Below are 26,231 nucleotides of genomic sequence, written 5' to 3' on the forward strand. Positions count from 1 at the left end.
CTGCGCTCGCTCGCAAGCTAAAGCTTACGGTACAACATTTTACCACACATAAGTAGCCACCGAGCCGCCGTAGAGCGAGGTGCTGGCGAGCTTGCCTTTGTACTGAATATTAAAGCTTTTAAGCGAGCTGCTGCTGTTCACGACCAGCAGCACGCGCTTGCCGGCGGGCGTTTTGTAGGCCACATTAGGCAGGTCGGCGGGCAGGTTGGTGGCCACGCGCACCGAGCCGGCGGGCACAAACTTGCTGGCGTGGCCGATGGTGTAGTAGGCCGAGTTGCGCGTCACGGCGTTGCCCGCGATGGTGAGCGCGCCCAGGCAATCGGGGCAGCCGCCCGGCGTGCGCGGGCCGTAGGTGGGGTCGCTGGCGAGGTTCCACTCCAGCACGTTGCGGCTCCAGTTGCGCGGGGCGGCCACTACCAGGTTGTTGGCGTGCCAGGTCAGGTCGCCGCCAAAGTTGCCCGGCCCCTGCGTCCACTGCTCGGTAAAGTACACGTGCTTGGTCGGGTAGTCGTTGTGCACCTGCGTGAGCGCGTTCATGCTGCCCCCGTAGAGGTGAAAGGCCGACCCATCGATGTAAGGGCTGGCCGCCGCATCGCTGAGCACGGTATTCACGAACGCCAGGCCGGCCGCGTCGGGGTTGTGGTCGTACACCTGAATCTTGGTCGTAATACCCGCCGCCTGAAAAGCCGGCCCCACGTAGCTTTTGATGAAGGTGGCCTGCTCGGCGCCCGTCATGTAGAGGCTGGGGTTGTTGTAGGGGTTGAGCGGCTCGTTTTGCAGCGTCACGGCATCGATAGTGATGCCCTGCGCCCGCATGGCCTGGATGTACTTCACGAAGTACTGCGCGTAGGCCCCGTAGTACTGCGGCTGCAAGCTGCCGCCGATGGGGCTATTGTTGGTTTTCATCCAGCTCGGGGCCGTCCAGGGCGAGCCCAGGATTTTGAGGCTGGGGTTGATGGCTACAATCTCCTTCAGCACCGGGATGAAATACGCCATATCCGGGGCCAGGCTGAAGCCTGCCAGCGTAGGGTCGGGCGTGCCCGAGTCGTTGTAGGTATAGACGCTGCCGCTAAGGTCAGAAGCCCCGATATTCACGCGCAGGTAGCTGATGCCAATGCCGTTGCCCGCCGTCGAAAACAGCTCCTTGAGCACCGCCGTGCGGTCGGTGGCGGCCATCTGGCTCAGCACGTAGGCGCTGCCCCCGGTGAGGGTGTAGCCAAATCCTTCCATCGACTGGTAGGTCTGGGTGGTATCCAGCGCGATGGTGGCGTTGGCGTTGGCGGCGGCATCAAAATTCAGCCCCGTGGGCTGGTTGTAGAGCAGCGCGCCCTTGTCGGGGGTGGTGAGCCACACGGCTACCTGGCCAGTGGGCACGGGCAAAATCGGGGGCGTAGGCGTGGGGGGCGCGCTGCCCGCCTCTTTTTTCTGGCAGCCGGCCAGCAAGGCGAGCGCCAGCAGTGCAGCGGCGGGGCGGGTGGGAAAAGGCATGGGGTAGAAGATATTGTTAAAGGGAAAACAGGGCGTCAGTCATGCAGAGCGTAGCGAAGCATGACTGACGCCCTCACCACTCACTACCTCACCACACGTAGGTGGCCACCGCGCCGGCCGGCAGCGTGGTAGCGGCAGCTTGCTTCTTGTAAACCAGGCTGAAAGACTGCACCACGTTTTGTTCGTTCACCACCAGCAGCACGTGCTGGCCGGTGGGCGTGCGGTAGGCCACGTTGGGCAGGCCGGTGGCCGCCGTAGAGCCGATGCGGACCGAGCCGGTGGGCACGAACTTGCTGGCGTGGGCCACCGTGTAGTAGGCCACGTTGCGGGTCACGGCATCGCCGGGGGCCAGCGTGAGCGCGCCCAGGCACTCGGTGCAGCCGCCCGGTGTGTGCGGGTTTTGCTGCGGGTCGGCGGCCAGGTTCCACTCCAGCACGCACTTGGCCCAGTTGCGCGGCGCGCCGATTTCGAGGTTTTTCACGTGCCAGCCCAGGTTGCCGGCGAAGGTGGTTTTCGAGCCCGTCCACTGCTCGGTGAAGTACACGTTCTTCGTCGGGTAGGCATCGTGCACCTTGCTCAGCGTCTCAATCGGCCCGGCGTAGAGGTGAAACGCTGACCCATCGACGTAAGGGTTGGCCCCAGCGTCGCCCAGCACCGTGAGCGGGTATTCGGGCTTGTCGGCGTTGTGGTCGTAGCAGATGATTTTGGTTTTCAGTCCCGACACCTTGAAAGCCGGCCCCAGGTGCCGGCCCACAAACTCGGCTTGCTGCGCGGCCAGCATCAGCAGGCTGGGGTTGTTGCCGGGGTGCAGCGGCTCGTTTTGCACCGTAATGGCATCCAGCGCGATGCCGTGCTTTTGCATTCCTTGCAGATACTTCACAAAGTACTGCGCGTAGGCTCCGTAAAATTCCGGCCGCAGCGAGCCGCCTTTGCTCTCGCCGTTGGTTTTCATCCAGGTCGGCGGGCTCCAGGGCGAGCCCATCAGCTTGATTTTGGGGTTGATAGCCAGTATCTCCTTCAGCACCGGAATCAAATGCGGCTCGTCGGGCGCAAGGCTGAAATGCGTCAGCTGCGGGTCGGTTTCGCCAGCCGGCCGGTCGTCGTAGCTGAACACCGTCGCGTCGAGGTCCGAGGCCCCGATGCTCAGGCGCAGGTAGCTCACGCCAATGCCATTGCCCGCCGTGCCAAACAGCTCGCGCAGCAGCCGGGCCCGCGCCGGGGCGCTCATGGCGTGCAGCAGCTCGGCGCTGCCCCCGGTGAGGCAGTAGCCAAAGCCGTCCATCGTCTGGAAGGTTTGCGCGTCGTCGATTTCGATGGCTGGGCCCGTTGGGGCGGCTTTGCCAAAGGCTAGCTTGCCGGATTGTGCTTTCAGCAGTTGGCTTTGGTCGGGCGTGGTGACCCAGGCGGCGACGCCGCCCTTCGCGCTGGGTGTGGCCCGTTGGGCGTGGGCGGGTAGCAGGCTTAGCGCCAGCAACCCGCTCAGCACCCAGCGGCCGGTAGAAACAGGAAACATAAAGAGAAACCAGATTGAGAGAAAAGTAAAAACGCCCGCCCGCGTACCAGGCAGGCGTTTTCGGATGCGCCTGGCGGCACAGTACACTGCCGCTCCGGGGCCGGATAGTTCTTTATCCACTTTTCCCAGCCCGGGCCCCGAAACGACAGGTAGTTTTTTTTGGATGAGTGGGGTTTTGGATGAGTGGATGAGTGGGGTGGAGAAGGACGACTGTCATGCTGAGCGCAGCGAAGCGCAGCCGAAGCATCTCTACCGCTTCGTTACTCAGCGTAAGAGGTGAGTTATACCATAGAGATGCTTCGGCTGCGCTACGCTCCGCTCAGCATGACGACCGCCCTCATCCACTCCACCCATCCACTCCTCCAACACCCTAATATCCCGGGTTCTGCTGAATCAGCGGGTTGGTGTTGGTTTCCGACTGCGGAATCGGGAACACGAGGTAGTTCACGTCGCGGGTGCCGCCGCGCTGCTGCGCGATGATGTCGAGTGCCGTGACGGCGTGCGTGGCCGAGGCATCGGCCTGGGTGTGGCGGGCGTAGCGCAGCAAATCAAACCAGCGCTCGCCCTCGAAGGCCAGCTCCAGGCGGCGCTGGCGGTCGATTTCGTTGCGCAGGGTTTGCTTGGAGGCGGCCTGGGCCGAGGCGGTGGTGAGGGCGGCGAGGCCGGCGCGCTGGCGCACCAGGTTCAGCTTGGCCAGCACGTCGGCGCTGGGGCCGGTTTGCTCGTTCACGGCTTCGGCGTAAGCCAGCAGCACCTCGGCGTAGCGCAGCACGTAGGTATTGTCGGTCGAGCTGAAGTTGTTGCCGATGCTGGTCCACTTGTACACGAAGGGTCCTTGGTCGTTGGCGTTGGTCGAGCGGCCATCGAGGTAGCTCACGTGGTCGCGGCCTATCACGGTCGAGCCGTTGGGGCCGCGCACGAGGCCGTTGAAGGCCCAGCGCCGGTCGTTTACGGTGTCAGCATACGTGAGCAGCTCGGTGGTCGGAATGTTGAACTTCGGAAACGAGTACGTGGCTAGCGGCGCGGGCAGCACCAGGTCGGGCAGAATGTTGCCGCCATCGGCCGAGCCGGCGTACTGAATTTCAAACAGCGACTCTACCCCCTTCTTCTCGGCCGGAAACAGCGACTTAAACGTGCCGTTCAGCGTCACGCCTGAGGTAATGACGGCGTTGGCCGCCGCCTGGGCGGCGGCCCAGTTGCGGCGCGTGAGCTGCACGCGGGCCAGCAGGGCGTAGGCCGCGTTTTTGCCGGCGCGGTTCTGGTTTTGCGAGGCCGTGGGCATTTGCACGGCGGCGGCTTGCAGGTCGGCCACTACCTGGTCGTAGACCTGGTCGGTGGTGGCGCGGGCCAGGTTCACGTCGGCGGGCGCGCCGCTTTCGGTGGGGATGAGGCGCAGCGGCACGCCGCCGTACACCCGCGCCAGGTTGAAGTAGCTGAGCGCCCGAATGAAGCGCGCCTCGCCCAGAATCTGGCGGCGGCGGGCCGTGTCCATCTGCACGGCGGGCACGTACTTGAGCACGATGTTGGCGCGGTTTACGCCCACGTAGCCCTGGCGGTACACGTTGCCCACCTGGCTGGTGGTTGGCGTCCAGATGATTTTATCCATCGCGTTCACGTCGCCGTTGGTGCTGGTGCAGTTGTCGCTGGGCATCTCGCCCATCACGTTCAGGTCCTGGCCGTAGGCCCCGGTGTTTTGCAGGGCATCGTAGCAGGCCGTGAGGCTGGCCTCGGCATCGGTGCCGCTGGTAAAGAAGTTGTTGGGCGTGAGGCTCACCAGCGGCTCTTTCTCCAAAAAGTTGCAGCTGGCCAGCGCGGCCAGGGCGCCGAGCGCCGGAATAACAAGTTTTTTCATGGGAATTCTAGATTGCCAGCAGCATTAAAAAGTAGCGTTGATGCCCACCGTGTAGGTGCGCGCTTGCGGATACACGCCGTAGTCGCGGCCGAAGGCCGTGGACGAGAACGGGTCGGCGCTCACCTCGGGGTCGTAGCCGAGGTACTTGGTCCAGGTCAGCAGGTTCTGGCCGGTCACGTACAGGCGCAGGTTCTGGATGGCGGCGCGCTTGCTGAGCGTGGTGGGGAAGTTGTAGGCTAGCGTCACGTTTTTGAGGCGCACGTAGGAGCCATCTTCCAGCCAGCGGGTCGAAAAGCGGTTGTTGCCCTGCGGGTCGTTGCGCACGGGGCGCGGAATGTCGGTGTTGGTGTTGGTCGGCGTCCAGTGGTTGAGCACGCGGGCACTCTGGTTGTAGGGGTCCGACTGCGACTCGATAACCTGGCGCGTCTGGTTGTAAATCTGGTTGCCAAACTGCCCCTGGAAGAACACGCTCAGCTCGATGCCCTTGTAGGAGAAGTTGTTGGTAACCCCCGCAAACGCTTTCGGGTTGGGGTTGCCAATAATGGTGCGGTCGGCGTCGGTAATGGCACCGTCGCCGTTGGTATCCACAAAGCGGATGTCGCCGGCCTTGGGGCGGTTGCCGTTCTGGGTGGCCAGGCTTTGGCCCTCGGCATCCGACTGCACGATGCCCTGCACCGTGTGGCCGTAGAAGGCGCCCAGCGGCTGGCCCACCTGCGAAATGCGCTCGCCCGCGATGATGTTGCGGGCCGATACTACGCCCGCGCCGTCGGTTTGCGGGCCCAGGTCGAGAATCTTGTTGCGGTTGCCGCTCACGTTGAAGTTCGTGGTCCAGCCAAAGCCATTGTCCTTCGCCAGCACGTTGGTCGTCACCAGCCCGATTTCAATGCCCCGGTTTTGAACGCGTCCAATATTTTGGGTAACAACCGGATTAGGATTGCCGGTAGGAATGCCGGTGCTAATCGGAATTGGCACATCCAGGAGCAAGTCCTTGGTTTGCTTATTATAAATATCGAACGTGAACGTCAGGCGGTTGTTCAACATACTAAAATCCAGGCCGCCGTTGTACTGGTAGGTGGTTTCCCAGCGCAGGTCGTTGTTGCCGATATCGCTCTGTGTGATGCCGCCCACGATGGTCGAGCCGGTGCCTTGGTAGAGGTAGCCAGTCGAGTAGCGCGAAAAGCGCTGATAGGTGTAGATTTCCTGGTTGCCGTTGGCCCCAAAGCTGGCGCGCAGCTTCAAGTCCGACACCAGCCCATCCTGCGGGAAGAAGCTTTCCTTCGAGATGCGCCAGGCTGCGCTCACGGCCGGGAAGTAGCCAAAGCGGTACTTGTTCACGAAGCGGCTGGTGCCATCGGCCCGCAAGCTGGCCGAAAATAAATACTTGCCGTCGAAATCGTAGTTGGCGCGGGCAAAGTAGCTCAGCAGCGCCCACGAGTCGGCGTAGCTGCCCGGGATGCCTATCACCGTGGAGCCGCCGCTCAGGTAAGGCACGTTGGCCGAGAAGTCGCGCGTGGCCGCGCCCGACGTAAAGCGGTCGGACTGCTGCATCGACTGGCCGGCCAGCAGCGTCAGGTGGTGCTTGTCGCCGAGGGTGGGGGTGTAGGTAACCGTGTTTTCGAGCAGCCAGATTACCTGCTGGTTGGTGGCCGTTTGGGCGCGGCCAGTGCTGCCGGGGTAGTTGCGGGTCAGAAACTGGTTTTCGGTCTGGGTGCGGAAATCGATGCCCAGCGACGAGCGCACGCGCAGGTTTTGCAGGATGTCAAACTCGCCGTACACGTTGCCGATGGCCTGGTACACGATGGCGCGGTTGCTGCTTTCGAGCAGGTTGCCCACCGGGTTGTCCGACTGGTTGAAGGGGTTGAGCGCGTAGGTGCCGTTGGCGTTGCGCACCGCGATGTTGGGAATCTGCGACAGCGCCCCCAGCACCGTGCCCGAGTTGCCGAGCGCCAGCTCCGAGCGCACGCTGCCGTTGTTGTTGGTGCGGCTGGTGTTCAGGTTGGTACCGACGCGGAATTTCTTGCTGACCGTCTGCTCCAGGTTTATCTTGAAGTTGAAGCGGTCGAAGCCCGAATTCAGGCTGATGCCTTCCTGCTTGAAGTAGCCGCCCGCCACGTAGTAGCGCGTTTTGTCGGTGCCCCCGCTGATGTTGAGCTGGTAGTTCTGAATGCTGGCCGGGCGGTACACTTCATCCTGCCAGTCAGTGTTAAAGGCCAGCGCCGGGCTGTTGAAGTTGGGCGGGGCCACGCCGCCGTTGGCGTTTATTTCGCGCAGCTCCTGCGCAAACTGCTCCGCGTTGAGCACGTCGAGCTTTTTGCGCAGCTTCTGGCGGCCGTAGTACACGCTCAGGCCCACCTGCGACTGCCCCACCTTGCCGCGCTTGGTCGTGATAACCACCACGCCATTGGCCGCCCGCACGCCGTAGATGGCGGCGGCTGCGCCGTCCTTCAGCACGTCGATGCTCTCGATGTCGTTGGGGTTGATGGTGTTGAGCGGGTTGATGCGCTGGTTGCCCACCGCTATTTCCTGCTGGTAATCGGGCAGCACCGGCACGCCATCAATCACGTACAGCGGCGAGCCGTTCAAGCTCAGCGAGGCATTGCCGCGCACCCGCACGTTGATGCCCGCGCCGGGCGCGCCGCTCGGGGCCGTTACCTGCACGCCGGGTGCCTGCCCCTGCAAGGCCTGGTCGAAGCCCGCCACCGGCTGCCGGGCCAGCGCCTGCCCGCCCACTGAGGCCACCGACGTCGACAAGTCTTGCCGGGTCTGGGTGCCGTAGCCCACCACCACCACCTCATTCAGCGCCTGCTGGTCGTCGCTGAGGCGAATGGCGATGGTGCTGGTGGCACCCGTCACGGCCAGCTCCTGGTTTTTGAAGCCCACCGAGCTGAATACCAGCGTACTGTTCTCGGGCACGCTCAGCGAAAACGAGCCGTCGGCCCCGGTCGAGGTGCCGATGGTGGTGCCCTTCACCAGCACCGTCACGCCGGGCAGCGGCTCGCCCTTGGCATCGGTTACGCGGCCCGATACGGGCACGTTATCAGCCACGGCCGACGAAGCAGGGGTAGCAAAGCCAGCGGCCGCGGGCGCATTCACCACCACGAAGTAGTTGGCGCGCAGCTCCTTAAACTGAAGCGCTACCTGCGGCAGCACGGCCGCCAGCCGGTCGGCCAGCGTGCCGGGCAGAGCGGGCTGCTCGGCCACGCGCTTGTTGTCCACCACGTTGCTTTCGTAGAAGATGGTAGCGTGGTACTCGTTTTCCCACTGCTTGAGCAGCGTTTTGAGCAGCACGGTTTTGGGGGCGCGCACGGGCTGCGGTGCTTCGGCCGGCGCGCTCTGGTGCGCCACCGACATGGCCAGAATCTGGGCGTGGGCGGGGTTGCCCAGCAGGTGCAGCACGGCCACGCCCGCCGCCAGGCACGCGGGGCGCGCCACTGGCCAGCTTAGGAGGGTAAGGGGTTTAGTCATAAAAGGGTGGGGAGAAGGGGATTATAAAGGCTTGCGTTGTTCGGTCAAAGTCAGGTGGTTGCCTTGCCGGGTAGCTTTCAGGTGGAAAGCTTCTTCCAGCGATTGCAACAGCACGTCGAGGTCGCGCACGGGCACGGTGCCCGTCACGCGGCGCTGGTTTAGCTCGGGGGTAGCTACCTCCACTTCCAGGCCGTAGGTGTCGTGCAGGCGGGCGGCCAGCTCGGCGATGGAAGTTTCATCAAGCACCAGCTCCGCGTCTTTCCACGAGGCGTAGGCCGCCGCCGAGCGCACCTTGCGGTAGGCCATTACCACGGGCTCGGCGGGCCGCACCTCGCGGGTTTCGACCAGCTCGCCGGGGGCCAGCAGCACGTCGGGCCGCTGATGGTCAGCAAAATGCACCCGCACCTTGCCCGAGAGCAGCACCACGCGCCCCTGGTCGCGCCGGCGCGACACGGTGAACTTCGTGCCGAGCACTTCCACGTTGAAGCCCGCCGTGGTATGCACCACAAAGCGCTGATTATCGGCCTGGTGCTGCACCGCGAAGTAGCCTTCGCCATCGAGCCACACCTCGCGGGGCTTGCCGGGCGTCCAGGCCGCCGGGTAGCGCAGGGTCGAGTGTCCGTTCAGGGTGATGCTGGTGCCGTCGGCCAGCTGCACGGTGCGCGTCTGGCCGTAGGCCGTGGCGATAGTCTGGCTGGCCGGCACCGCTTGCTGCGTAAGCCACCAGCTGCCGCCACCCAGCACCGCGCCCGCCACGGCCGCCACCGCTGCCCAGCGCCGCCAGCGCGGAGCCGGCACGGCCGCCAGCTCGCGGCTGCCAAATTGCAGGCGGCCGTGCAGGCGGGTGAGCATGGCCTCGTAGTCGGGCTCTTCGGCGGCGGGGGCAGCCTGGGTTTCCAGCCCTTCCCAGTGTTGCAGCATCCAGTGCTGGGCCAGCAGTTGGTTGGCCGGCTGGGCTAGCCAGGCGCGCACGGCCGCCGCGTCGGCGGCCGAGGCACTGCCGTGCAGGTAGGCGGTGAATAAGGCTTGGGTAATGTCGGGGGTCATAGGCGGTTGGGCCGCTGGGCGAGCTTGGCAAACAAAAGGAAGCGGCGGGGTGCCGGGTCTTTCGCATTGCGCAGCGACGAGGTGAATACCACAATCGTTTGCAGTACTACACCGTGCCGGGGGGCTTACCCTTAGTGGGAAGAAGAAATTTTTTGAGAAAATTTACAGGTGACTAAAAATCAGTCGGTTGGTTTTTGATGAGCCAGCCTCATCAGGCGCGGACCTCACCCCCTAGCCCCCTCTCCCGTGGAGAGGGGGAACTAGCTCTAGCATAGTCTTCTAATACCTAGAAACTAAAAGCTAGTCCCCCTCTCCACAGGAGAGGGGGCTAGGGGGTGAGGTTCCGTGTCAGGGTTTGGCAACTAGCCTATTCATGCTCTGCGCCAGATTGCTCAGCGAATCGGGTGCCGTCCGCCGTCCATCCAGCGGCGCGTACAGCTCCAGGCTTGATTTCAAAAGCGAGTCGGCGGCCAGCGCCCGCACCTCGGCGGCATTCATGCCGGCGCGGTAAAACAGCCAGTTGCGGTACCGCGCCCCGCGCGCCGCGCCGCCTAGCGTCAGCTGGCGCAAGTGCAGCCGCTCGGGTAAGCGGCCTATTTCCTTACCATCTAAATAAAGCAGCGTTTCGCCCCGGGCGAAGTAGTGCGTCAGCACTACTTGGTGCCAATGGTTATCGCTGACGCGCGCCGCGCTGCGCAGGTGGCCGCCCCCCGCCGAGGCGTAGGCAAGCGCGCCACCTTTCTCGATGTGAAGACTACCCATGGCCGTGCTGTCTTGTAGCGAAAGCAACTGCCCGCGGCCCGTGGCACGGAAGCCGAACACCTGCGTAAACGGATGCACCAGCGCCTCGGGCACCAGGCGCAGCGTGGCCTTCGGGGCCAGCCGCACGCCGGCCGAAGCCCGAAAGTGCAGCAGCGGTTTGCCGGCTCGCAGCGCATCGAAAAGCGAGGGCACCCAGGCGTGGGTTAGCTCGGCGTGGCCGCGGTCGTTGGGGTGCAGGGCATCGTCGAAGTAGCCGGCGGCCCAGTGGCCCTGGCCGTCGTCCACGGCCCCGAGCAGGTTCACGGTGGGCACGGCCCAGGCGTGCAGCAAGAGGTTCATCTGCCGGATGTAGGCGTAGTCCTCGGCGTTGTAGTCGTTGCGGGTGTAGCTGTTCGTGACTACCGGCACCAGTCCCGCCGCCCGCGCTTTGGCCATGAGCACCTGCATGTTATCCCGAAACTGCTCGAACTTGGCCTGCCCGCCGCCGTGGATGCCCTCGTTGCCCAGCGCCAGGGCATACACTACGTAGCGGCCCTGCTGGGGCGGCAGGTCGCGCTCCCAGCGGGCCAGTACTTTCAGGGTGTTGTCGCCGGGGATGCTGATGTTGGCCGTGGTCCAGGGCGCGCCCTGGCCCGCCGTGGCGCGCTGGCTCAGCAGCCGGGCGTAGCGGCTGGCGTAGCCATATTTGCCTGTAGCGCCCTGGCCGAAGGGCACTGATGAGCCGAAAAACACGATTTTCAGGCTGTCGGTGGCGGGGCGGGCAAGGGCATGGCGGGCGGCCTCGGCTGCCGAGCGCGCGGGCCACCGCTGGCCGAGGCCCGCGCCGAGCAGCGCAAAAAAGAAAAGCTTTTTGAACATACTACTCAAAGCTGGAAGTGGGGCCGCGAAGGTCGGCGGCAAGGCTAGTACACCGCGCCGGGCCGCTTACCCTTAGTGCGGCCCCCAAAGCGTAGCGATGCCCGGCCCTACCTTGCTGTATGCAGTACGTAGGAATGGAAGCCCCGGAAGCGCTCCGGCGCGCTATCAAAGGCTTCTGGTACACCAGTATAGATTTTAACGAGTACCCTGCCGGCTTCGAGATAATCCCCGATGGCTACGCCGAAATTATCTTTCTCTTCGGCAGCGCCTGTAGCGTGGCCACATCCGGCGGCTCGCAGCCCTTGCCCTCGCCCTTTTTGATGGGGCTGCTGGGGCAGCCGGTGCGGCTGCACGCCCCAGGTAGGGTAGAAATTATGGGCGTCAAATGCTTTCCGTGGGCGGTGTTTGAGCTGCTGGGGCTGCCCGCCGGGCCGGGCGGCGTGCAGGTTTTCGAGCACCCTGTTGCCCAGCTTCAGGCCCCGCTGGCCGCGCTGGTGCAAGCGGGCCAGGTAGCCGAGGCGCTGGCGCTGGTGCGGCAGTATTTCCTGAGTACCCAGCCCGCCCCGGCCCCCGACCAACTGCTGACCCGGGCCGGCCAGGCCATGAGCGCAACCCACGGCACGCTGCCCGTGCACCAGGTGGCGGCCGCCGCGCACGCTACCGTGCGCACCCTGGAGCGCAAGTTCAAGCAGGCGGCCGGCCGCACCGTGAAAGACGTGTCGGGCCTGATGCGCTTCGAGCAGGTGCGCAACTGCCTGTGGCGGGAGCCCACGGCCAGCCTGGCCGGCCTGGCGCAGGAGCTGGGCTACGCCGACCAAGCCCACCTGAGCCGGGACTTCAAGCGCTACTGCGGTGCCACGCCCGCCGCTTTTGCCCGCCAGGCCCGGCGCGGGCAGCCGGTCGTGGGCCGCGATTTTGTCGCGTTTATACAAGCCTAGCCATGGCGCGGACCGGAATTTTGGGTTGCTGTTAACGCACTAAAATCGCAACCCTTACCAAGATGGAATCCGCACAAAACCAACCTGTTTACGACGTTATTATCTCCGGGGCCGGACCGGTAGGGCTGTTTCTGGCCTGCGAGCTGGCGCTGGCCGGCTGCTCGGTGCTGGTGCTGGAAAAGGCTGCCGCCGCGCCCTCGCGCCCCAAGCAGTTGCCCTTGGGCCTGCGGGGGCTCAATGCCCTGTCGGTGGAGGCCCTCTACCGCCGCGGGCTGCTGGCCGAGCTGGATGCGCCCAAGCGCCTGGCCCTGCCCTTCGCTACCCCTGGGGCCGGCCCGGGTGCCCGGCCCCAGGGCGGCGGCCACTTCGCAGGCCTTACCATCGACCCCACGCGCGTCGATGCCGCGCAGTGGCCCTACCGCCTGCCCAACTCGACCCCCAGCCAACTATTCGCGGAGCTGGCCGAACTGGAAGCGGTGCTGGCGCGCCGGGCCGCCGCCCTGGGCGTGCCCGTGAGGTACGAGCAGCCCATTACGGGTTTTCAGCAAAGTGCCGATGGGGTAGTGGTTGATACGGCAAACCAAAACTTTGAAAGCAAATGGCTGGTGGGCTGCGACGGCAGCCGGAGCGTGGTACGCAAAGCCGGCGGGTTTGAGTTTGCTGGCACCGAGCCGCGCTTCACGGGCTACTCGGCGTTGGTGGACCTGGCCGACCCGGAAAAGCTGCGCCCCGGCCGCCACGTCACTGCCACCGGCATGTACATGCAGGCGCAGCCCGGCTACGTCATTTTGCAGGATTTTGACGGCGGGGCCTTTCACCAGACCGGCCAGCCCATCAGCCGCGAGCACGTGCAGGCGCTGCTGCGCCGCATTTCCGGCACCGACGTGACTATTACGGCGCTTCACCTGGCCAGTACCTGGACCGACCGCGCCCGGCAGGCCACTGCCTACCGTCGCGGCCGGGTGCTGCTGGCCGGCGATGCCGCCCACATCCACGCGCCGCTGGGCGGCCAGGGTCTCAACCTGGGTTTGGGCGACGCCCTCAACCTGGGTTGGAAGCTCGCTGCCACCATCCAGGAGCGCGCCCCGGCCGGCCTGCTCGACAGCTACTACGCCGAGCGCTACCCCGTGGGCGCGCGGGTGCTCGACTGGTCGCGCGCCCAGGTGGCCATTATGGAACCCACGCCCGAGGCCCGCGCCCTGCGGGCCATCATCAGCGACCTGCTGCAAACCCGCGACGGGGCTACTTACTTTGCCGGCCGCGTCGGGGGCATTACGACGTGCTACGACTTGGGCGGCGCGCACCCGCTGGTAGGCCACAGCGTGCCCAATTTTGAGCTGGAAGCTGGCCCGACCATCGGCGAGCTGCTGCGCGACGGCCAGGGGGTATTACTTGATTTTGAAGGTAATAGTATCCTGGAAGAAGTAGCCCACGAGTTCGGTGACCAGCTGAACTACGTGGCGGGCCAAGCCAAAGAGCAGGCTGGCCTGCGCGCCGTGCTCATCCGCCCCGATGGCTTCGTGGCCTGGGCTACTGCCCATGATGCTCCTGCCGTGGAGGAGCTGCGGCAGGCGGCTGCGCAGTGGTTTGGTGGCAAAAAGTAACTGACGTTACGCAACTGCTGTAGAGTTTCTGGTTTCTGGTTTCTGGTTTCTGGTTCAGGCCAGTGGCCGGTTAGCCCCGTAGGGGCGACCCGTCGGTAGTAATGTGCTGTTCTCGCCTGGCAAAGCCCCGTAGGGGCGACCCTGTCGGCTGGTGGGGTCGCCCCTACGGGGCTTTGGCTCATAAGGCATGGTCGGTTACTACCGATGGGTCGCCCCTACGGGGCTAACCGGCCGCTGGCCTGAACCAGAAACCAGCCCACGCGCACCCTTACTTCTGCCCGATTATCAGCGTCAGCAAAATGCCCAGTACGCCGCCGCCGTGCAGGCGGAAATAGTTGCGCATCGTTTTGAGCGCCTGCATAATGTGCGCCTCCACTGTCTTCACCGACACGCCCTGGCGGGCGGCTATTTCGGGGTAGGAAAGGCCGAGCTGGCGGCTGAGCACAAACACCTCGCGCTGCTTGGGCGGCAGGCGGTTGAGGGCGGCCTGGTAGAGCGCCTCCATCTCCTGGTACTCGGCCTCGTTGGCTACGCTGGCGGGGCCGGCGGCGGCGGCTACCTCGCCGTGCAGGCGCAGGTGGTGCTGGTCGCGGCGCAGCTCATTCAGCACGGCGTGGTGGGCGGTGGTGAAGAGGTAGCCTTTCAGGGGCACGTCGTCGCGCAGCTGGGCGCGCTTTTCCCAGATTTTGATAAAGCACTCCTGCACAATCTCCTCGGCGGCGGGGCGCGACTTGAGGTAGCTGAAGGCAAACCGGTACACCAGCGCGCTGTAGTGCCGAAAGAGCGCATCGAACGCCCGCTCGTCGTCTTGCTTGAGACGGCGCAGTAGGTCGGATTCCGAAAAATCGCGCACTATTTCCACGGGGCGGGCGGGTGGGGGCTGAAAAGAGTACTTTTGTAACCGAAAAGTAGCGAAAGTTACTACCGGGCAGGTGAAGTTTTGCGAACGAGTAGTAGCTTGTTTAAGATTGCCTGCGCGGCCGGCACCGGCCGCTATTGGCGGGCCGATAAGCCAGCCAGACAGGCACTTGCCTCCAGGCCGCGGCCTGCTTTAATCTTGCTTTTTTTCGTACCTACTCATGGCTACTCGCCGGGCGTCCATCACCGATTTAGCTGCCGCGCTCAACCTCTCGCCGTCCACCATCTCGCGGGCGCTCTCCAACCACAAAGACGTGAGTGAGGCCACCAAGCAGCGCGTGCGCGCCCTGGCCGCCGAGCTGCACTACCAGCCCAACCAGCTGGCCGCCGCCCTGCGCCGGGGCCGCAGCAAGACGCTGGGCGTGCTGGTGCCGCACATCCGGGGGCATTTCTTTCCGGAAGTAGTGCACGGCATCACGGTGGCGGCCAGCAAGGCGGGCTACCAGGTGCTCATTTGCCAGTCGAACGAGGACGTGGCGCAGGAGCGCCAGCACCTCGACCTATTTATGAACGCGCAGGTCGAAGGCATCCTGGTATCGGTGGCCGAAACGACCCAGGATTTCAGCCACTTCGAGCAGGTGCGCGGCCAGCAGGTGCCGCTCGTGTTTTTCGACCGCGCGGTGGAGGGTTTCGAGGGCGAGCAGGTGCGGGCCGTGGTGCTCGACGACTACCAGGGCGCCTACCAGGCCACGGCGCACCTGGCGGCGCAGGGCTGCCGCCGCATCGCGCACCTGTGCGGCCCGCTGCACCTGGGCATCCACAAAAACCGCCACCAGGGCTACCTCGACGCGCTGGCCGCCCACGGCCTGGCGGCCGAAGATGACCTCACCGTGCTCTGCGAGATGAACCAGCGCGGCGGCACGCTGGCCGCCCGCCAGCTCCTCAAACTGCCCGCGCCGCCCGACGCCATTTTCTCCTCCAATGACCTCGCCGTGATGGGCGCGCTGCAAGTGCTGCGAAAGCACCGCCGCCGCGTGCCGCAAGACGTGGCCCTGGTCGGCTTCAGCAACGAGGCCTTCACCGAGCTGGTCGAGCCGCAGCTCAGCAGCGTAGACCAGTGCTGCGGCCAGATGGGCCAAACCGCCGTGCGCCTACTGCTCCAGATGATTCAGCGCGACGCCAAGCGTGGCGCGGCTAGTACGGCTAAGAGCGTGGTACTGAAGCCGAAGCTGATAGTAAGGGAGTCGTCGGAGCGGCGGTAGGTTGGGGGGCAGTTCATTAACCGCAAAACCGAACAGCAAGGTAGCCCCAGCGGGGCGGCCCGTCGGTAGCAATGAAAACCGGAATAAGCGATTAAAGCCCCGTAGGGGCGACCCACTAAACTGATTGGGCCGCCCCTACGGGGCTTCAAACTGTGCCAGCGATTGTTTTCTACCGACGGGCCGCCCCGCTGGGGCTACACTGCAAACTGCTTTTTAATTAAAAAGGCTACCGATGAAAAAGTAGAATAAGGTTCCTTATCTAATTGGAGGCGTGCTGGTTATTGTTTGGCTTTATGTATGTATAAAGCAGAGTCTAGGTAACCAGCAAGCGGCCGAAAGAGGCGTGTGTATAAAGGCGCGTCCGAGCGCTATTATGTTCAGAAGCACGACCTACACTATTGATGTTGTGTATCGGTATAAAGGGGAGAATTATCGCGGGGAAGTGTTTACTACCGTGAAATCGAGAGCAGATTCTATCCGGCAAAAGCCGGATTCTATTTGGATAAAAATTCTTCCCGAAAACCCTAACTATTTGACGTGGTGTGAACAACGCTAGCATAAGCTAGCGCGCGCCCAAGACGCGCGCTAGCTTTCGTCACTTCTTGCCCGCGCCCATTTCCAACTTGCGCAACTGGTCGGCTTTCCAGCTCGTGATGGCCACGACCAGCATCGTCATCAGCCCGCCAAATACGACGCTCGGTACGGTGCCGATGAGCTTGGCTGCCGCGCCGCTCTCGAAGGCCCCGATTTCGTTGCTGCTACCGATAAAAATGCTGTTTACGGCCGATACGCGGCCCTTCATGTACTCGGGCGTGTAGGTGTGCACCAGCGTTTGGCGCACGATAACGGACACCGAATCGAAGACGCCCGTGAGGAACAGCAGAAACATCGACAGGTAGAAATTGGTGGAGAGCGCGAAGGCCACCGTGGCCGCCCCGAAGCCCGCCACGGCCCACAGCATCTTGCGGCCCGCGCCTTTTTTGAGGGGCGAAAAGGTGAGGAACACGGCCATCAAAACTGAGCCCACGGCGGGCGCGGCGCGCAGGTAGCCGAAGGCGTCGGGGCCGCCGTGCAGGATGTTTTCGGCGAAGAAGGGTAGCAGCGCCACCGCCCCGCCGAAGAGCACCGCAAACATATCCAACGACAGTGCCGCCAGCACCAGCTGGTTGCTGAAAATGAACTTGATGCCACTTAGGATGCTTTCGCCCATGCTCAGCTTTTCGCCCTCGAGGGGCGGCAGCTCGCGGCTGGCAATGCTGATGAAAAAGAGCAGCGCCAAGCCTTCCATCACCATATCGACGCCGTAGGCAAACTCGACGCTGAGGTGCAGCAGCAGCCCGCCGATGGCCGGGCCCAGCACCGCCGCGCCCTGCCAGGTAGTCGAGCTCCAGGTTACGGCATTGGCCAAAAAGCTGCGGTCGGGCAGCAGCTGCGGCATAAAGGAAAACAGCGCCGGCCCCATAAAGCCCCGCGCGATGCCGCTGATAAAAATGACCAGATACAGCGGCCACACCACCGTGGCGTGCAGCGCATCGATGTGCAGGCGGCCGCCCGCCAGCACGCCCGCCAGCGCCGGGTGCGAAAGCCACCACAGCGTGACGGCGCACAAAAACAGCACCAGCACGGCCGGCACCACAATGCGCTTGCGCCGCACCGAGTCGGCCACGTGCCCGGCGTACAGCGACACCGTGATGCTCGGAATGGCCTCGGCCAGCCCAATGAGGCCCAGCGCCAACGGGTCGCCGGTGAGCTTAAAAATCTGCCAGCTTACTACCACGCCTTGTATCTGGGTGGCGATGGAAAACAGGGCGCGAGCCGTGATATAGCGGCGAAAATCGGGCACGCGCAGCGCGGCGTAGGGGTCGTGCGGCGCGGCGGCCGGCGGGGTTGGGGTCATGGGCAGCAAGTACGGAAACCGGCTACTAAACTGCCGACGCCGGCAAAAGATATGTGCCGCCCAAGCGGGTCGCCGCCTTATCTTGCCGGCTGGCACCGCTCGTTTAGCTGATAAACACGTCTATGTCAGGCCCCAGCATCACCCTCACGCACCGCCCCGATTTGGGGCTCGTCATTGCCCGCTGGCAGCGCGACATCGCGCCCGCCGAGCTGCACGGCGACTACCTCGCCATCCGGGCCGTGGCCGACGAGGCCGCCTGCGGCCGTTGGCTGCTCGACCTGCGCCGCCGCGATGACATCACCGAGCCCACCGTCAACCACTGGGTTGGGCACGAATTCGCGCCCTCGCTGCGCGGGCGCTACGCGGCCCCGGCGCGGCTGGCGTTTCTGGTGTCGCCGCTGCGGGCCCAGCAGCCGGTGCTGGTGCAGGTGTCGGCTGGGGAAAGCGACTGCCTGATTGCCACGTTTACCGAGGAAGCGGCCGCGTGCGATTGGCTGACCGCAGATTAAAACGGATTTGTCGGATTTAACGGATACGCCGCTGGCGCGGCTGGCTGGGTGTAACGCCAAGCTCCAGCTTGGCGAGCGAGCGCAGCGAGCATCTACGTTAAAAGACGTTTGCATACGCCATGCTCGCTACGCTACGCTCGCCAAGCTGGAGCTTGGCGTTGCATCGAATTACGCTACTTCCTCCCTGGTCAGCGCCTCATTCAGGCAAATGGCGGCCTTGCTGCCGCTGGCCGCCGCCAGCAGCGCCTGCTGCTGGCCGGGCACCATGTCGCCGGCCGCGTAGAGACCGGGGATGGTGGTTTGGGCATTTTTATCGACCCACACCGCGCCCTTGCCCGTGATGCGGGCACCCAGCTGGGCGGCCAGCGGGCTGCGCTGCTCCTGCGGCGGGTGCAGGAACAGGGCTTTGCATTCGAGGAAAGAGCCGTCTTCAAATTCGACGCAGCGCAGGCCGGTTTTGGGCGTGCCCACCAAGCGGGCCACGGGCTCCTGGCGCAGGCCGATGCCCTGGCGGCGCAGGCGCTGGCGGGCGTAGTCGGTGAGGTGGCCGGGGCCGTTGGTGACGACCGTCACGTCCTGGCTCCAGCGGCTGATGAGCAGCGCCAGGCCCACCACGGCCTTGCCCCGGCCGTACACGGCCAGGGGCTGGTCGCGCACCTCGTAGCCGTGGCAGTAGGGGCAGTGCAGCACGCCGCTGCCCCACAACTCGCGGAAGCCCGGCAGCGCGGGCAGCACGTCGTGCACGCCGGTGGCCAGCAGCACCCGCCGCGCGGTGGTGTCGAAGGCGTGGCCCTGTCCGGTTTCGCCGCTGGCCCGGAAGCCGTGGGCGAGCTTGGTGAGCTGCTTGATTTTTAGCTCCCTGGCTTCCACGCTGGGGTAGGGGGCCAGTTGCTCGTGGCCCAGGTGCAGCAGCTGGGCGGGCCGGATGCCATCGCGGGTGAAAAAACTGTGCACGGCCGGCGAGGGCGCATTGCGCGGCGCGCCGCCATCGGCCAGCAGCACGCGGCGGCAGCAGCGCCCCAGCGTAAGGGCCGCGCTGAGGCCCGCGCTGCCCGCCCCGATTACCAATACATCATACTCAAAATCCATCACCTGGCTGCGCCGCACGGCGGATATAAAGCCAATGCGACAGCTTAAACCGGCAAAGGCGGGCCGAGGGTTACAGCCGGGCGCGGCGGTGGGGCCGCAGTTGGAAGCCAAAACTGCCATGGGCGGCCCCGGCGCGGGCCAAGCCAGTCATTACGAAATTGTTGCGGGCCGGTGAGGTGGGCCGCAACTAATTGCCTACATTCGCAGTTCAAGTCCCACCTCCCGCTTAAATCCCTTTTAATATGAGTTACATGCTGTCCCGCTGCCTACTGTCCGGTCTACTGCTGAGCGTGGCGGCCCTGGGGGCCACGCCGGCTCTGGCCCAGGCCAGTGCCGTAGTGGCCCCGCCCACCCCGGCCCAGCGCAGCGCCGGGCAGTTTGCCCAGCTTTGCGAAAGCAAGCTCAAGCTCGCGCCCGAGCAGGCTGCTTCGCTGCACACGTACCTAAACCAGGAAGTAACCTACCTGGCCGTGCTCGACGCCAATGGCCTCACCGAGGAAACGCCCGACCTCACGGCCGCCGAAAGCACCCAGCTCGACCAGGTAGTAGCCAAAATGCTGGCCCCTGCCCAGCTGCGCGACTACCAGAAGCTGCGCCAGACGCCCCAGGCCCAAGCCTACCTGCGCGACATGGCCCTGCTGCCCGACGGCCCCGAAAACATGGCCAAAACCAACAAAGCCCAGCAGCGCCGCAACGCCAAGATGATGGCCCAGCGCGAGGAATAGTGTACCGTAAGCTTTAGCTTGCGAGCGAGCGCAGCGAGCAGGGCGTGAGCAAACGCTACCTGGCGCAGTTGTTCGCTGCGCTCACTCGCAAGCTAAAGCTTACGGTACACAAAAAGCCCCTTCCGGATAGCCGGAAGGGGCTTTTTGTGTTAAACCCGAGGCTACTCCTTCGTCAGGTGCAACACCTGGCGCAGGGTGCTGCCATCGGCCTGCGCGCCGCTCACCAGCAGCAGGTAGCGGCCGGGGGCGAGGCCGGCCAGGCCGAGCGGCTGGGGCTGGCCGCCGGGCAGCGCCCACTGGTGGCTGGTGCGGCCGGTGGCATCGAGCAGGCGCACCTGGTAGGTGGCGCTGGCGGGCAGCGCGCTCAGGTCGAGCTGGGTGCCGGCTTCGGCCACGGGGTTGGGGTAGAGGGCCAGGCTGGCGGCCCCGGCCGCCGCGCCAAACGACACGGCGCGCACCGGCGAGTAGGTGCTGCGGCCATCGGCATCGACCTGGCGCAGGCGGTAGTACACGGTAGCAGCCGTGGCGGCCGCGTTGGGGTCGGCGTAGCGGTAGGTGTGCGTAGCGGCCGTGGTGCCCTGGCCGGCCAGCTGCCCAATGGCCACGAAGTCGGTGGGCAGGCCGGTGCGGCTGCGCTCTACGCTGAAGTAGGCGTTGTTTTTCTCCGAGGCGGTAGCCCAGTCGAGCAGGGCGCTGGTGCCGCTGGTGCGGGCCGTGAAGGTGGCAAGCACCACTGGCAGCGGGCTGGCCGTCATCGGGATGGTGTAGTTGGCAATGTTGTTGGAGCCCGCGCCTTCGCTGTCGACGGCGGTGTAGGTGAAGGCCGTCGACATCACGCTGGAGTTGCCGTTGGCCACGTAGTACACGGCCCCGCGCTGGGCAAACGGAATAACCTGGCCGGGCACGATGAGCGTGCCGGTGGGGCTACCCAGGCGCAGCGCGCCCTCGGCAGGCACGGTTTGCACCACGAAGGAGGCCACCGAGGCACCCGAGTTCACGAGCGTGGCGTCGAGCGGGTCGAGGTTGGTGGGCGCGCCGCCGTAGGGCACGCTCGGCGACTGTGTCTTGGTAACGGCTTGCAGATTGACGCTGCACGTGCCGAAATACAGGTCGTCGAGGCCGAAGTCGTTGCCGCCCGAGGCGCGGTTGATGTCGCGCACCTCAAACGTGGCCGTGCGGCTGGTGCCCGAGTACCACACCCCCGAAAACTGGGTGTAGTCGTTGGCCGCCGTGGTGATGGTCGTCGTTACCGAGGCCGACTTGCCATTGATAACGAAGCCCAGAATGGCTGGGCTGGTGGGGTTGACGGACTGCGCCCAGCCCGAAAACGTGTAGTAGCGGTCGGGTATTACATTGACTACCTGCGCGTAGACCTTGCTTTGGTTGGCGGCCCCGTTTACAATCATGAAGCTGCCTTTGCCGCCGCGGCCCAGGCCCCGGAAGTTGCTGTGGTAGTAGTTGGCGTCGGTGTCCACGGCGTAGGTGGTTTCGGGCTGCAGGCCCGCCGAGTTGGGCGTGCCATCGGCCTTGAGGCGCGGCACGAAGGTGTAGGCCGAGGTGAAGCTGCCATCATTGCCAGCCTCGAAGCCGGGGTTTTGCAGCAGGTTGGGGCCGGTAGCCGAGCTGCACACCGTGCTGGGGTCATACACGTTGATGGCTACGGTGGCCGTGTTCGAGCAGTCGTTGGCCGCCGCGCACACCTTATAGGTAAAGCTGTCGCTGCCGAGGTAGTTGTTGGCGGGCGCGTAGGTGTACGAGCCATCGGCCTTCAGCGTGAGCGTGCCGTGGGTGGGGCCGGCCACGAGCGTGGCCGTGTAGGTGGCGCTGCTGGCCAGGTTCAGGTCGTTGAGCACCACGTTGCCGGCCGTGGTAACGTTCTGCTTGGCGTCGAGGCCGTCGTCGTTGGCCACGAAGCTATTGCTCGATACCACCGGCACGGTGTAGGTGGCTGTGTTGCTGCCGGTGCCATTGGCGTTTTTGGCCGAGAAAGCAAACGTGGCGTTCCCGATAAAGCCCCCCGTGGGCTGAAACGCGAGCTTGCCAGTATTGGCCGTGGGCACCACGGTGGCCGCCGCCACGGCCGTGCCATCGTAGTAGAGCGTGCCGCCGGTGGCCGGCTGCACCGTGAACGAAGCGATGGTGCTGGCCGGGTCGCTGGCCGCCTGCGGCGAGGTGAGGCCGGGGTTGAGGGCCGCCGAGGGGCTGTTGGCCGCTATTTTCAGGTTGGTGAGGTTGTAGGCCGTGGGCGCGGTCGTTACGCTCACGATGCCCGAAAACTCCGAGGTGCCCAGGCTGGCCGCCGTGGCCGTGGCCGTGAGCTGCGCCGTGCCCGTGGCCAGCGCGGCGCGCTGCTCGGGCGTGAGGCTGGTGAGCGCGATGCGCGCCGAAAACGGCACGCCCGAGCCGCTGCCCTGCGCCACGCCGTTCACGTTGCCCGAGTAGGCCGTCACCGAGTCAGTGCGCGATACGGTAACAGTGCCCAGGTAGGAGCTGCCCTGCCCGAAGCTGTTGCCCGTGGTCGAAGACGGCAGCCCCACGTTGTTGGGCGTGGCCAGGAATAGCTCCACCGTGCGGCCCGTGGTCACGAGGCCGCGCACCGTGAGGGTGGTGCCCAGCAGGCTGGCCGTTTTCAGGATGGGGTAGTTGAGGAGCGCGTTGGCCCCGGCCGTGCTGGTGCTGTTGGTGGTCACGTAAGGCGAGGAGCCCACGTTGGCGTTGTTGTTGGCCGAGGTCAGCAGGTCGATGCCCACCTGCCCGCTGGCCGCGTTGCCGTTGGTGGCGGCCCCTTTGCCGTTGCCATAAATGGCGTTCTGGCTGATAACCGACTTGCTGGCCGCGCCATTCACCATCACGCCCGCCCCGTAGCTGTTGGTGATGATGTTCTGGCTGATGGTGTTGCCGGTGCCGTACACGCGCACGCCCGCCGAGTTGCGCGGAATGGTGGTAAGGCTGGTGCTGCCTGCCCCGTTGCCGGTCACGGTGTTGCCGGTCCAGGTGTTGCCGCCGGCCGAGTTCAGGCCGTCGATGCCCGCGCCTAGGTTGTTGGCGACGAGGTTGTTGCTGATGAGCGAATTGCTGCCCTGCATGTCGAGGCCGCCCATCGTCACGTCGCCGATGCCGTTATTGCGCACCTCGTTCTGGCTGATGGTCGCGCCCGTTACGCCGCTGTTGGCCGTGAGGCCCTTGCCCTGGTTGAAGCCGATGAGGTTGTTGTGTATCATCAGGCCCGCGCCGCTCAGCACCCGGATGCCGTCGGCCTTGGTGCCCCCGGCCGGCACGGCAAATGCCAGGGCCGTGGTGCCGATGAGGTTGCCCAGCACCGTCACGTTGTCGGCCGCCACCCGCACGTTGGCGTAGCTGTCGCTGCCCGCCCCGTTGCCAAAGCCGTAGACGGCCAAACCCATAAGGCCACTACCCGTGCCGGTCAGGTCGAAACCCACGCTAGTGGTAGAGGTGCCGGTGAGCTGCACTTCGGGCGCATTCAGCTGGGGCAGCACCACGCCGGCCACGCCGGTGGGGCCGCCGGTGCCCAGCAGGCGGCTGTTGGTGTTGCCGATGTTGTAGGTCTGCGTCCAGCCGTTCACGACCGTGGCCGGGCCCGCGATGGCTGGCAGCCCCGCCGCCCCGCTCGGGCTGATGACGGCTACGCCGCCCGTGAGCTGGCCGGCCGGCCCAGCCGGGCTGCCATTGGCCGCCCGCAGGCCGGCGTGCGCCGCGCCATCGGGCACCATAAAAATGCTGCTTTCGGTGGCGGCCGGCAGGGCGGTGCCGGTGGCGCTGGCCCCCACTACCTGGTTGAGAAAGCTACCGGCCTGGGCTAGCTTGCTTTCATCGCCCAGGGCGTTGCTGTTCAAGATAAACTGCGCTAGCGAGCCCTGGCCGCTGGCCTTGGTGTTCACCACCAGGTCGAAGTTGAAGCCAAAATCGACGCCCGTGGTGCCGGCCGCGCTGCCCACCGTCACGGCGGCCACGGCCTGCACCGCCTGGCTGCCGGTGCCGAGGGCGGCTAGGCTCTGGCTGCCGTTGTTGGCCGGGGCGTCGGGCAGGGCGGGGTTGGGGCCGCCCACTTGGTCGGTGGTGGTGCCCTGGTAGGTGGCAACGGGCAGCAGGCCCGCCGTGGCGCTGCCGGCGCGGCAGCTGCTCACGGTGGCGCTCACCACGCGCACGGCGTAGGGGCCGGGGTCGAGGTTGTAGAAGCGGTACGCGCCGCTGGCGTCGGTAGTAGTGGTGGCCAGCAGCACGCCGCTGCTGTACAGCTCCACGGTGGCGCCGGGCCGGCCGAGGCTGGCAAAGCCGGGGGCCGCGCTGGTGGCGGCGGCCAGCGAGCGGCCCGCGCCGCCGCCGTAGTTCACGTCGTCAAACACGGTGCCCGCCAGGTGTGGCAGCACCAGGTAGCTGGTGGCCGAGGTGGCCGTGCCCGTGGCATTGCTCACCGGGCCCACCACCGTGATGGCCCCGCTGCTGGCCCCCGCCGGCACGGTAGCCGTGAGCTGCCCGTCGGAGTTCACCACGAAGCTGGCCGCCGTGCCATTGAACAGCACCGCGCTAACCCCCGTGAAGTTGCTGCCCTGCACCACTACCTTGCTGCCCACCAGCCCACTTCCCGGCGAAAATGAGGTGATAGCCGGCACCCCGTAGACCGGGGCCGCCGAGGGCACCACCCAGGTGGGGCCATTGACGAGCGTGCCCGCCGCGCCCGTGCCGGTGCCGCCGGCGCTGGTGCCGGTGCCTTCGTCGAGGCGGTAGTAGGCGGCCAGGCCGCTGCTGGTGCCGGGCACCTGGTAGTTTTTGGTGGCGTTGAGGTCGGCGGCGCCGCGCACGGTGCTCCACAGGCGCACCTCATCGAGCTGGCCGGTGAGGTAGGGCGCGCCGGTTTGCAGGCCGCCCAGGCGCAGGCTGGCGGGGGCCGTCAGGGCGGCGGTGTTGGTGGCAGTGCCGGCGCTGCTGGCTTCCTGCACGCCATCCACGTACAGCAGCATCAGCCCCGAGCTGCGCTGGCGGGTGGCCGCCAGGTGGTGCCACTGCCCGTCGTTGATGGCGGTGGCCGACTGAATGGTCACGTCGGGGTTGCCCACCCCAAAGGCCGCCTTGCCATTCAGCAAAGTCAGGCCGAAGTCATTGGTCGCGCCGGCCACCTCGCCATCGAGCAGGCCCGCGCCCTGCCACCACTGCGTGCCGGTGGGGCTGGCCATGCTGGTTTTCACCCACAGCTCGATGGTGAAGTCGTCGCTCACGGGCCGGGCCAGGCGCACGTAGCTGCTTTTGGTGGCGTCAAAATTCAGGGCGTTGCCCAGGGCCCAGGCTCCGCTGGGGGCTGCCAGCAGCCCGGCCAGCAGGAGGGTAGTCGGTATAGGTACTTGCATAAAAATAGGTGTAGTAGGTGTAATCAGTGTAATCGGAGTAGGTAGGTAGCCGCGCCAGGCCAGCCGGGACAGCAGCTAGTCGCTACGTGGTTTTATTTGCATTAAATCAATAATTATATCTAATAAGAAGCTTTGTTATTTTTAGTAAAAATTGCACTGGATAAGTTTATTTGCTTCTAAAAAATGAACTGGCATTCCATATTGTGGACAAAATTGATAGATATCACACGAATATGCAAGGAGTGAATAAGTTGATAATAGTACTTTATGAATAAATTATGTTGCTGGAGGCTCGTTCGCTAAAATTGTACTGCCTGCATTGCGCTGCTAGCCTGTGCGCTGCGTGCGCAGTAGCACGGTGGAGCTTTTTTTGCGAAACCCGGATAAAAAAGCTGGGTTGCCGCTTGTAAGTGCTGGCTCTCAGTCTTAAAAATGGAAAGTGCGGGCATAAAAAAACCCTTACCGGAAGCCGGTAAGGGTTTTGGTGGCGCGGCCGCTTGCGGGCTCTATTCTTTGGTGAGGCGCAGGGTCTGCTGGAAGGCGTTGCCGCCGGGGGCCAGGCCGCTCACGCGCACCAGGTAGGTGCCGCTGGCCAGCTCGTGCACGTCCAGGGGCTGGGGCAGGCCGCCGGCCAGCGTGAGCTGGCGCAGGGTGCGGCCGGTGGCGTCGAGCAGCTGCACCTGGTAGGAGCCGGTGGCGGGCAGCTGGCTCAGGTCGAGCTGGGTGCGGGCCTGGGCCGGGTTGGGGTAGAGGCTCAGGGCCGGGGCCGCGCTGGCCTGGGTGCTGAAGCTGACGGTACGCACGGGCGAGAAGCTGCTGGTGCCGTCGGCATCGACCTGGCGCAGGCGGTAGTAGACGGGGCCGTTGGCCTGGGCGGCCACGTTGGCATCGGTGAAGGTGTAGGAGCTGGCGGCGCTGGTGGTGCCGTGGCCGGCCAGCTGGCCGATGGTAGCGAAGCGCACCCCGTCGAGGCTGCGCTCGATGTCGAAGTGGTCGTTGTT

At 65.1% G+C, this 26,231-nt stretch carries 16 protein-coding genes; 5 read left to right on the forward strand and 11 right to left on the reverse strand.

Annotated features, from left to right (window positions below):
* Positions 1–39: 39 nt before the first annotated feature.
* The 6 genes from VFO93_RS06505 to VFO93_RS06530 all read right to left on the reverse strand — a co-directional run bounded on the left by VFO93_RS06505 (position 40) and on the right by VFO93_RS06530 (position 10,985).
* Positions 40–1,488: a glycoside hydrolase family 30 protein gene (locus VFO93_RS06505; protein WP_325133537.1), complete on the reverse strand. Its 1,449-nt coding sequence runs from the start codon at positions 1,486–1,488 to the stop codon at positions 40–42.
* A gap of 88 nt (positions 1,489–1,576) precedes the next feature.
* Positions 1,577–3,001, reverse strand: a complete 1,425-nt coding sequence (locus VFO93_RS06510; protein WP_325133538.1) for a glycoside hydrolase family 30 protein — start codon at positions 2,999–3,001, stop codon at positions 1,577–1,579.
* 370 nt (positions 3,002–3,371) lie between these two features.
* Positions 3,372–4,853: a RagB/SusD family nutrient uptake outer membrane protein gene (locus VFO93_RS06515; protein WP_325133539.1), complete on the reverse strand. Its 1,482-nt coding sequence runs from the start codon at positions 4,851–4,853 to the stop codon at positions 3,372–3,374.
* Positions 4,854–4,877: 24 nt separating this feature from the next.
* The gene (locus VFO93_RS06520) at positions 4,878–8,318 is read right to left on the reverse strand and encodes a TonB-dependent receptor (RefSeq protein WP_325133540.1); all 3,441 of its coding nucleotides are present in this window, start codon (positions 8,316–8,318) and stop codon (positions 4,878–4,880) included.
* A gap of 21 nt (positions 8,319–8,339) precedes the next feature.
* A complete protein-coding gene (locus tag VFO93_RS06525) occupies positions 8,340–9,365 on the reverse strand; it encodes a FecR family protein (RefSeq protein ID WP_325133541.1) in 1,026 nt (341 codons plus the stop codon).
* A 348-nt stretch (positions 9,366–9,713) separates the two neighbouring features.
* Positions 9,714–10,985: a GDSL-type esterase/lipase family protein gene (locus VFO93_RS06530; RefSeq protein ID WP_325133542.1), complete on the reverse strand. Its 1,272-nt coding sequence runs from the start codon at positions 10,983–10,985 to the stop codon at positions 9,714–9,716.
* Between the two features lie 119 nt (positions 10,986–11,104).
* Here VFO93_RS06530 and VFO93_RS06535 point away from each other — a divergent pair, with 119 nt between their 5' ends.
* Positions 11,105–11,923: a helix-turn-helix domain-containing protein gene (locus VFO93_RS06535; protein ID WP_325133543.1), complete on the forward strand. Its 819-nt coding sequence runs from the start codon at positions 11,105–11,107 to the stop codon at positions 11,921–11,923.
* 62 nt (positions 11,924–11,985) lie between these two features.
* The gene (locus tag VFO93_RS06540; RefSeq protein ID WP_325133544.1) at positions 11,986–13,527 is read left to right on the forward strand and encodes an FAD-dependent oxidoreductase; all 1,542 of its coding nucleotides are present in this window, start codon (positions 11,986–11,988) and stop codon (positions 13,525–13,527) included.
* A gap of 268 nt (positions 13,528–13,795) precedes the next feature.
* Here VFO93_RS06540 and VFO93_RS06545 read toward each other — a convergent pair whose 3' ends face one another.
* Positions 13,796–14,389, reverse strand: coding sequence for an RNA polymerase sigma-70 factor (locus VFO93_RS06545; RefSeq protein ID WP_325133545.1), 594 nt, complete (start codon positions 14,387–14,389; stop codon positions 13,796–13,798).
* 217 nt (positions 14,390–14,606) lie between these two features.
* Here VFO93_RS06545 and VFO93_RS06550 point away from each other — a divergent pair, with 217 nt between their 5' ends.
* Complete coding sequence (locus VFO93_RS06550; RefSeq protein WP_325133546.1) at positions 14,607–15,647, forward strand: LacI family DNA-binding transcriptional regulator; 1,041 nt, start codon at positions 14,607–14,609, stop codon at positions 15,645–15,647.
* Positions 15,648–16,242: 595 nt separating this feature from the next.
* Here VFO93_RS06550 and VFO93_RS06555 read toward each other — a convergent pair.
* Positions 16,243–17,544, reverse strand: a complete 1,302-nt coding sequence (locus tag VFO93_RS06555) for an MFS transporter (protein ID WP_325133547.1) — start codon at positions 17,542–17,544, stop codon at positions 16,243–16,245.
* 122 nt (positions 17,545–17,666) lie between these two features.
* Here VFO93_RS06555 and VFO93_RS06560 point away from each other — a divergent pair, with 122 nt between their 5' ends.
* Positions 17,667–18,053: a hypothetical protein gene (locus VFO93_RS06560; protein WP_325133548.1), complete on the forward strand. Its 387-nt coding sequence runs from the start codon at positions 17,667–17,669 to the stop codon at positions 18,051–18,053.
* Between the two features lie 168 nt (positions 18,054–18,221).
* Here the strand turns inward: VFO93_RS06560 and VFO93_RS06565 are convergent, their stop codons facing one another.
* Positions 18,222–19,262 carry an NAD(P)/FAD-dependent oxidoreductase gene (locus VFO93_RS06565; RefSeq protein WP_325133549.1) on the reverse strand — a complete coding sequence of 347 codons (1,041 nt, stop codon included), beginning with the start codon at positions 19,260–19,262 and terminating at the stop codon, positions 18,222–18,224.
* A 131-nt stretch (positions 19,263–19,393) separates the two neighbouring features.
* On the opposite strand from VFO93_RS06565, the gene VFO93_RS06570 reads away from it, so the two are divergent.
* Positions 19,394–19,867, forward strand: a complete 474-nt coding sequence (locus VFO93_RS06570; protein WP_325133550.1) for a hypothetical protein — start codon at positions 19,394–19,396, stop codon at positions 19,865–19,867.
* Between the two features lie 161 nt (positions 19,868–20,028).
* Here VFO93_RS06570 and VFO93_RS06575 read toward each other — a convergent pair whose 3' ends face one another.
* Positions 20,029–25,230: a LamG-like jellyroll fold domain-containing protein gene (locus VFO93_RS06575; protein ID WP_325133551.1), complete on the reverse strand. Its 5,202-nt coding sequence runs from the start codon at positions 25,228–25,230 to the stop codon at positions 20,029–20,031.
* A gap of 506 nt (positions 25,231–25,736) precedes the next feature.
* Positions 25,737–26,231, reverse strand: a 495-nt coding sequence (locus VFO93_RS06580; RefSeq protein ID WP_325133552.1) for a T9SS type A sorting domain-containing protein, incomplete at its 5' end; no start/stop codon positions are given.

It is taken from the genome of Hymenobacter sp., from assembly GCF_035709525.1.
GTDB lineage: Bacteria > Bacteroidota > Bacteroidia > Cytophagales > Hymenobacteraceae > Hymenobacter.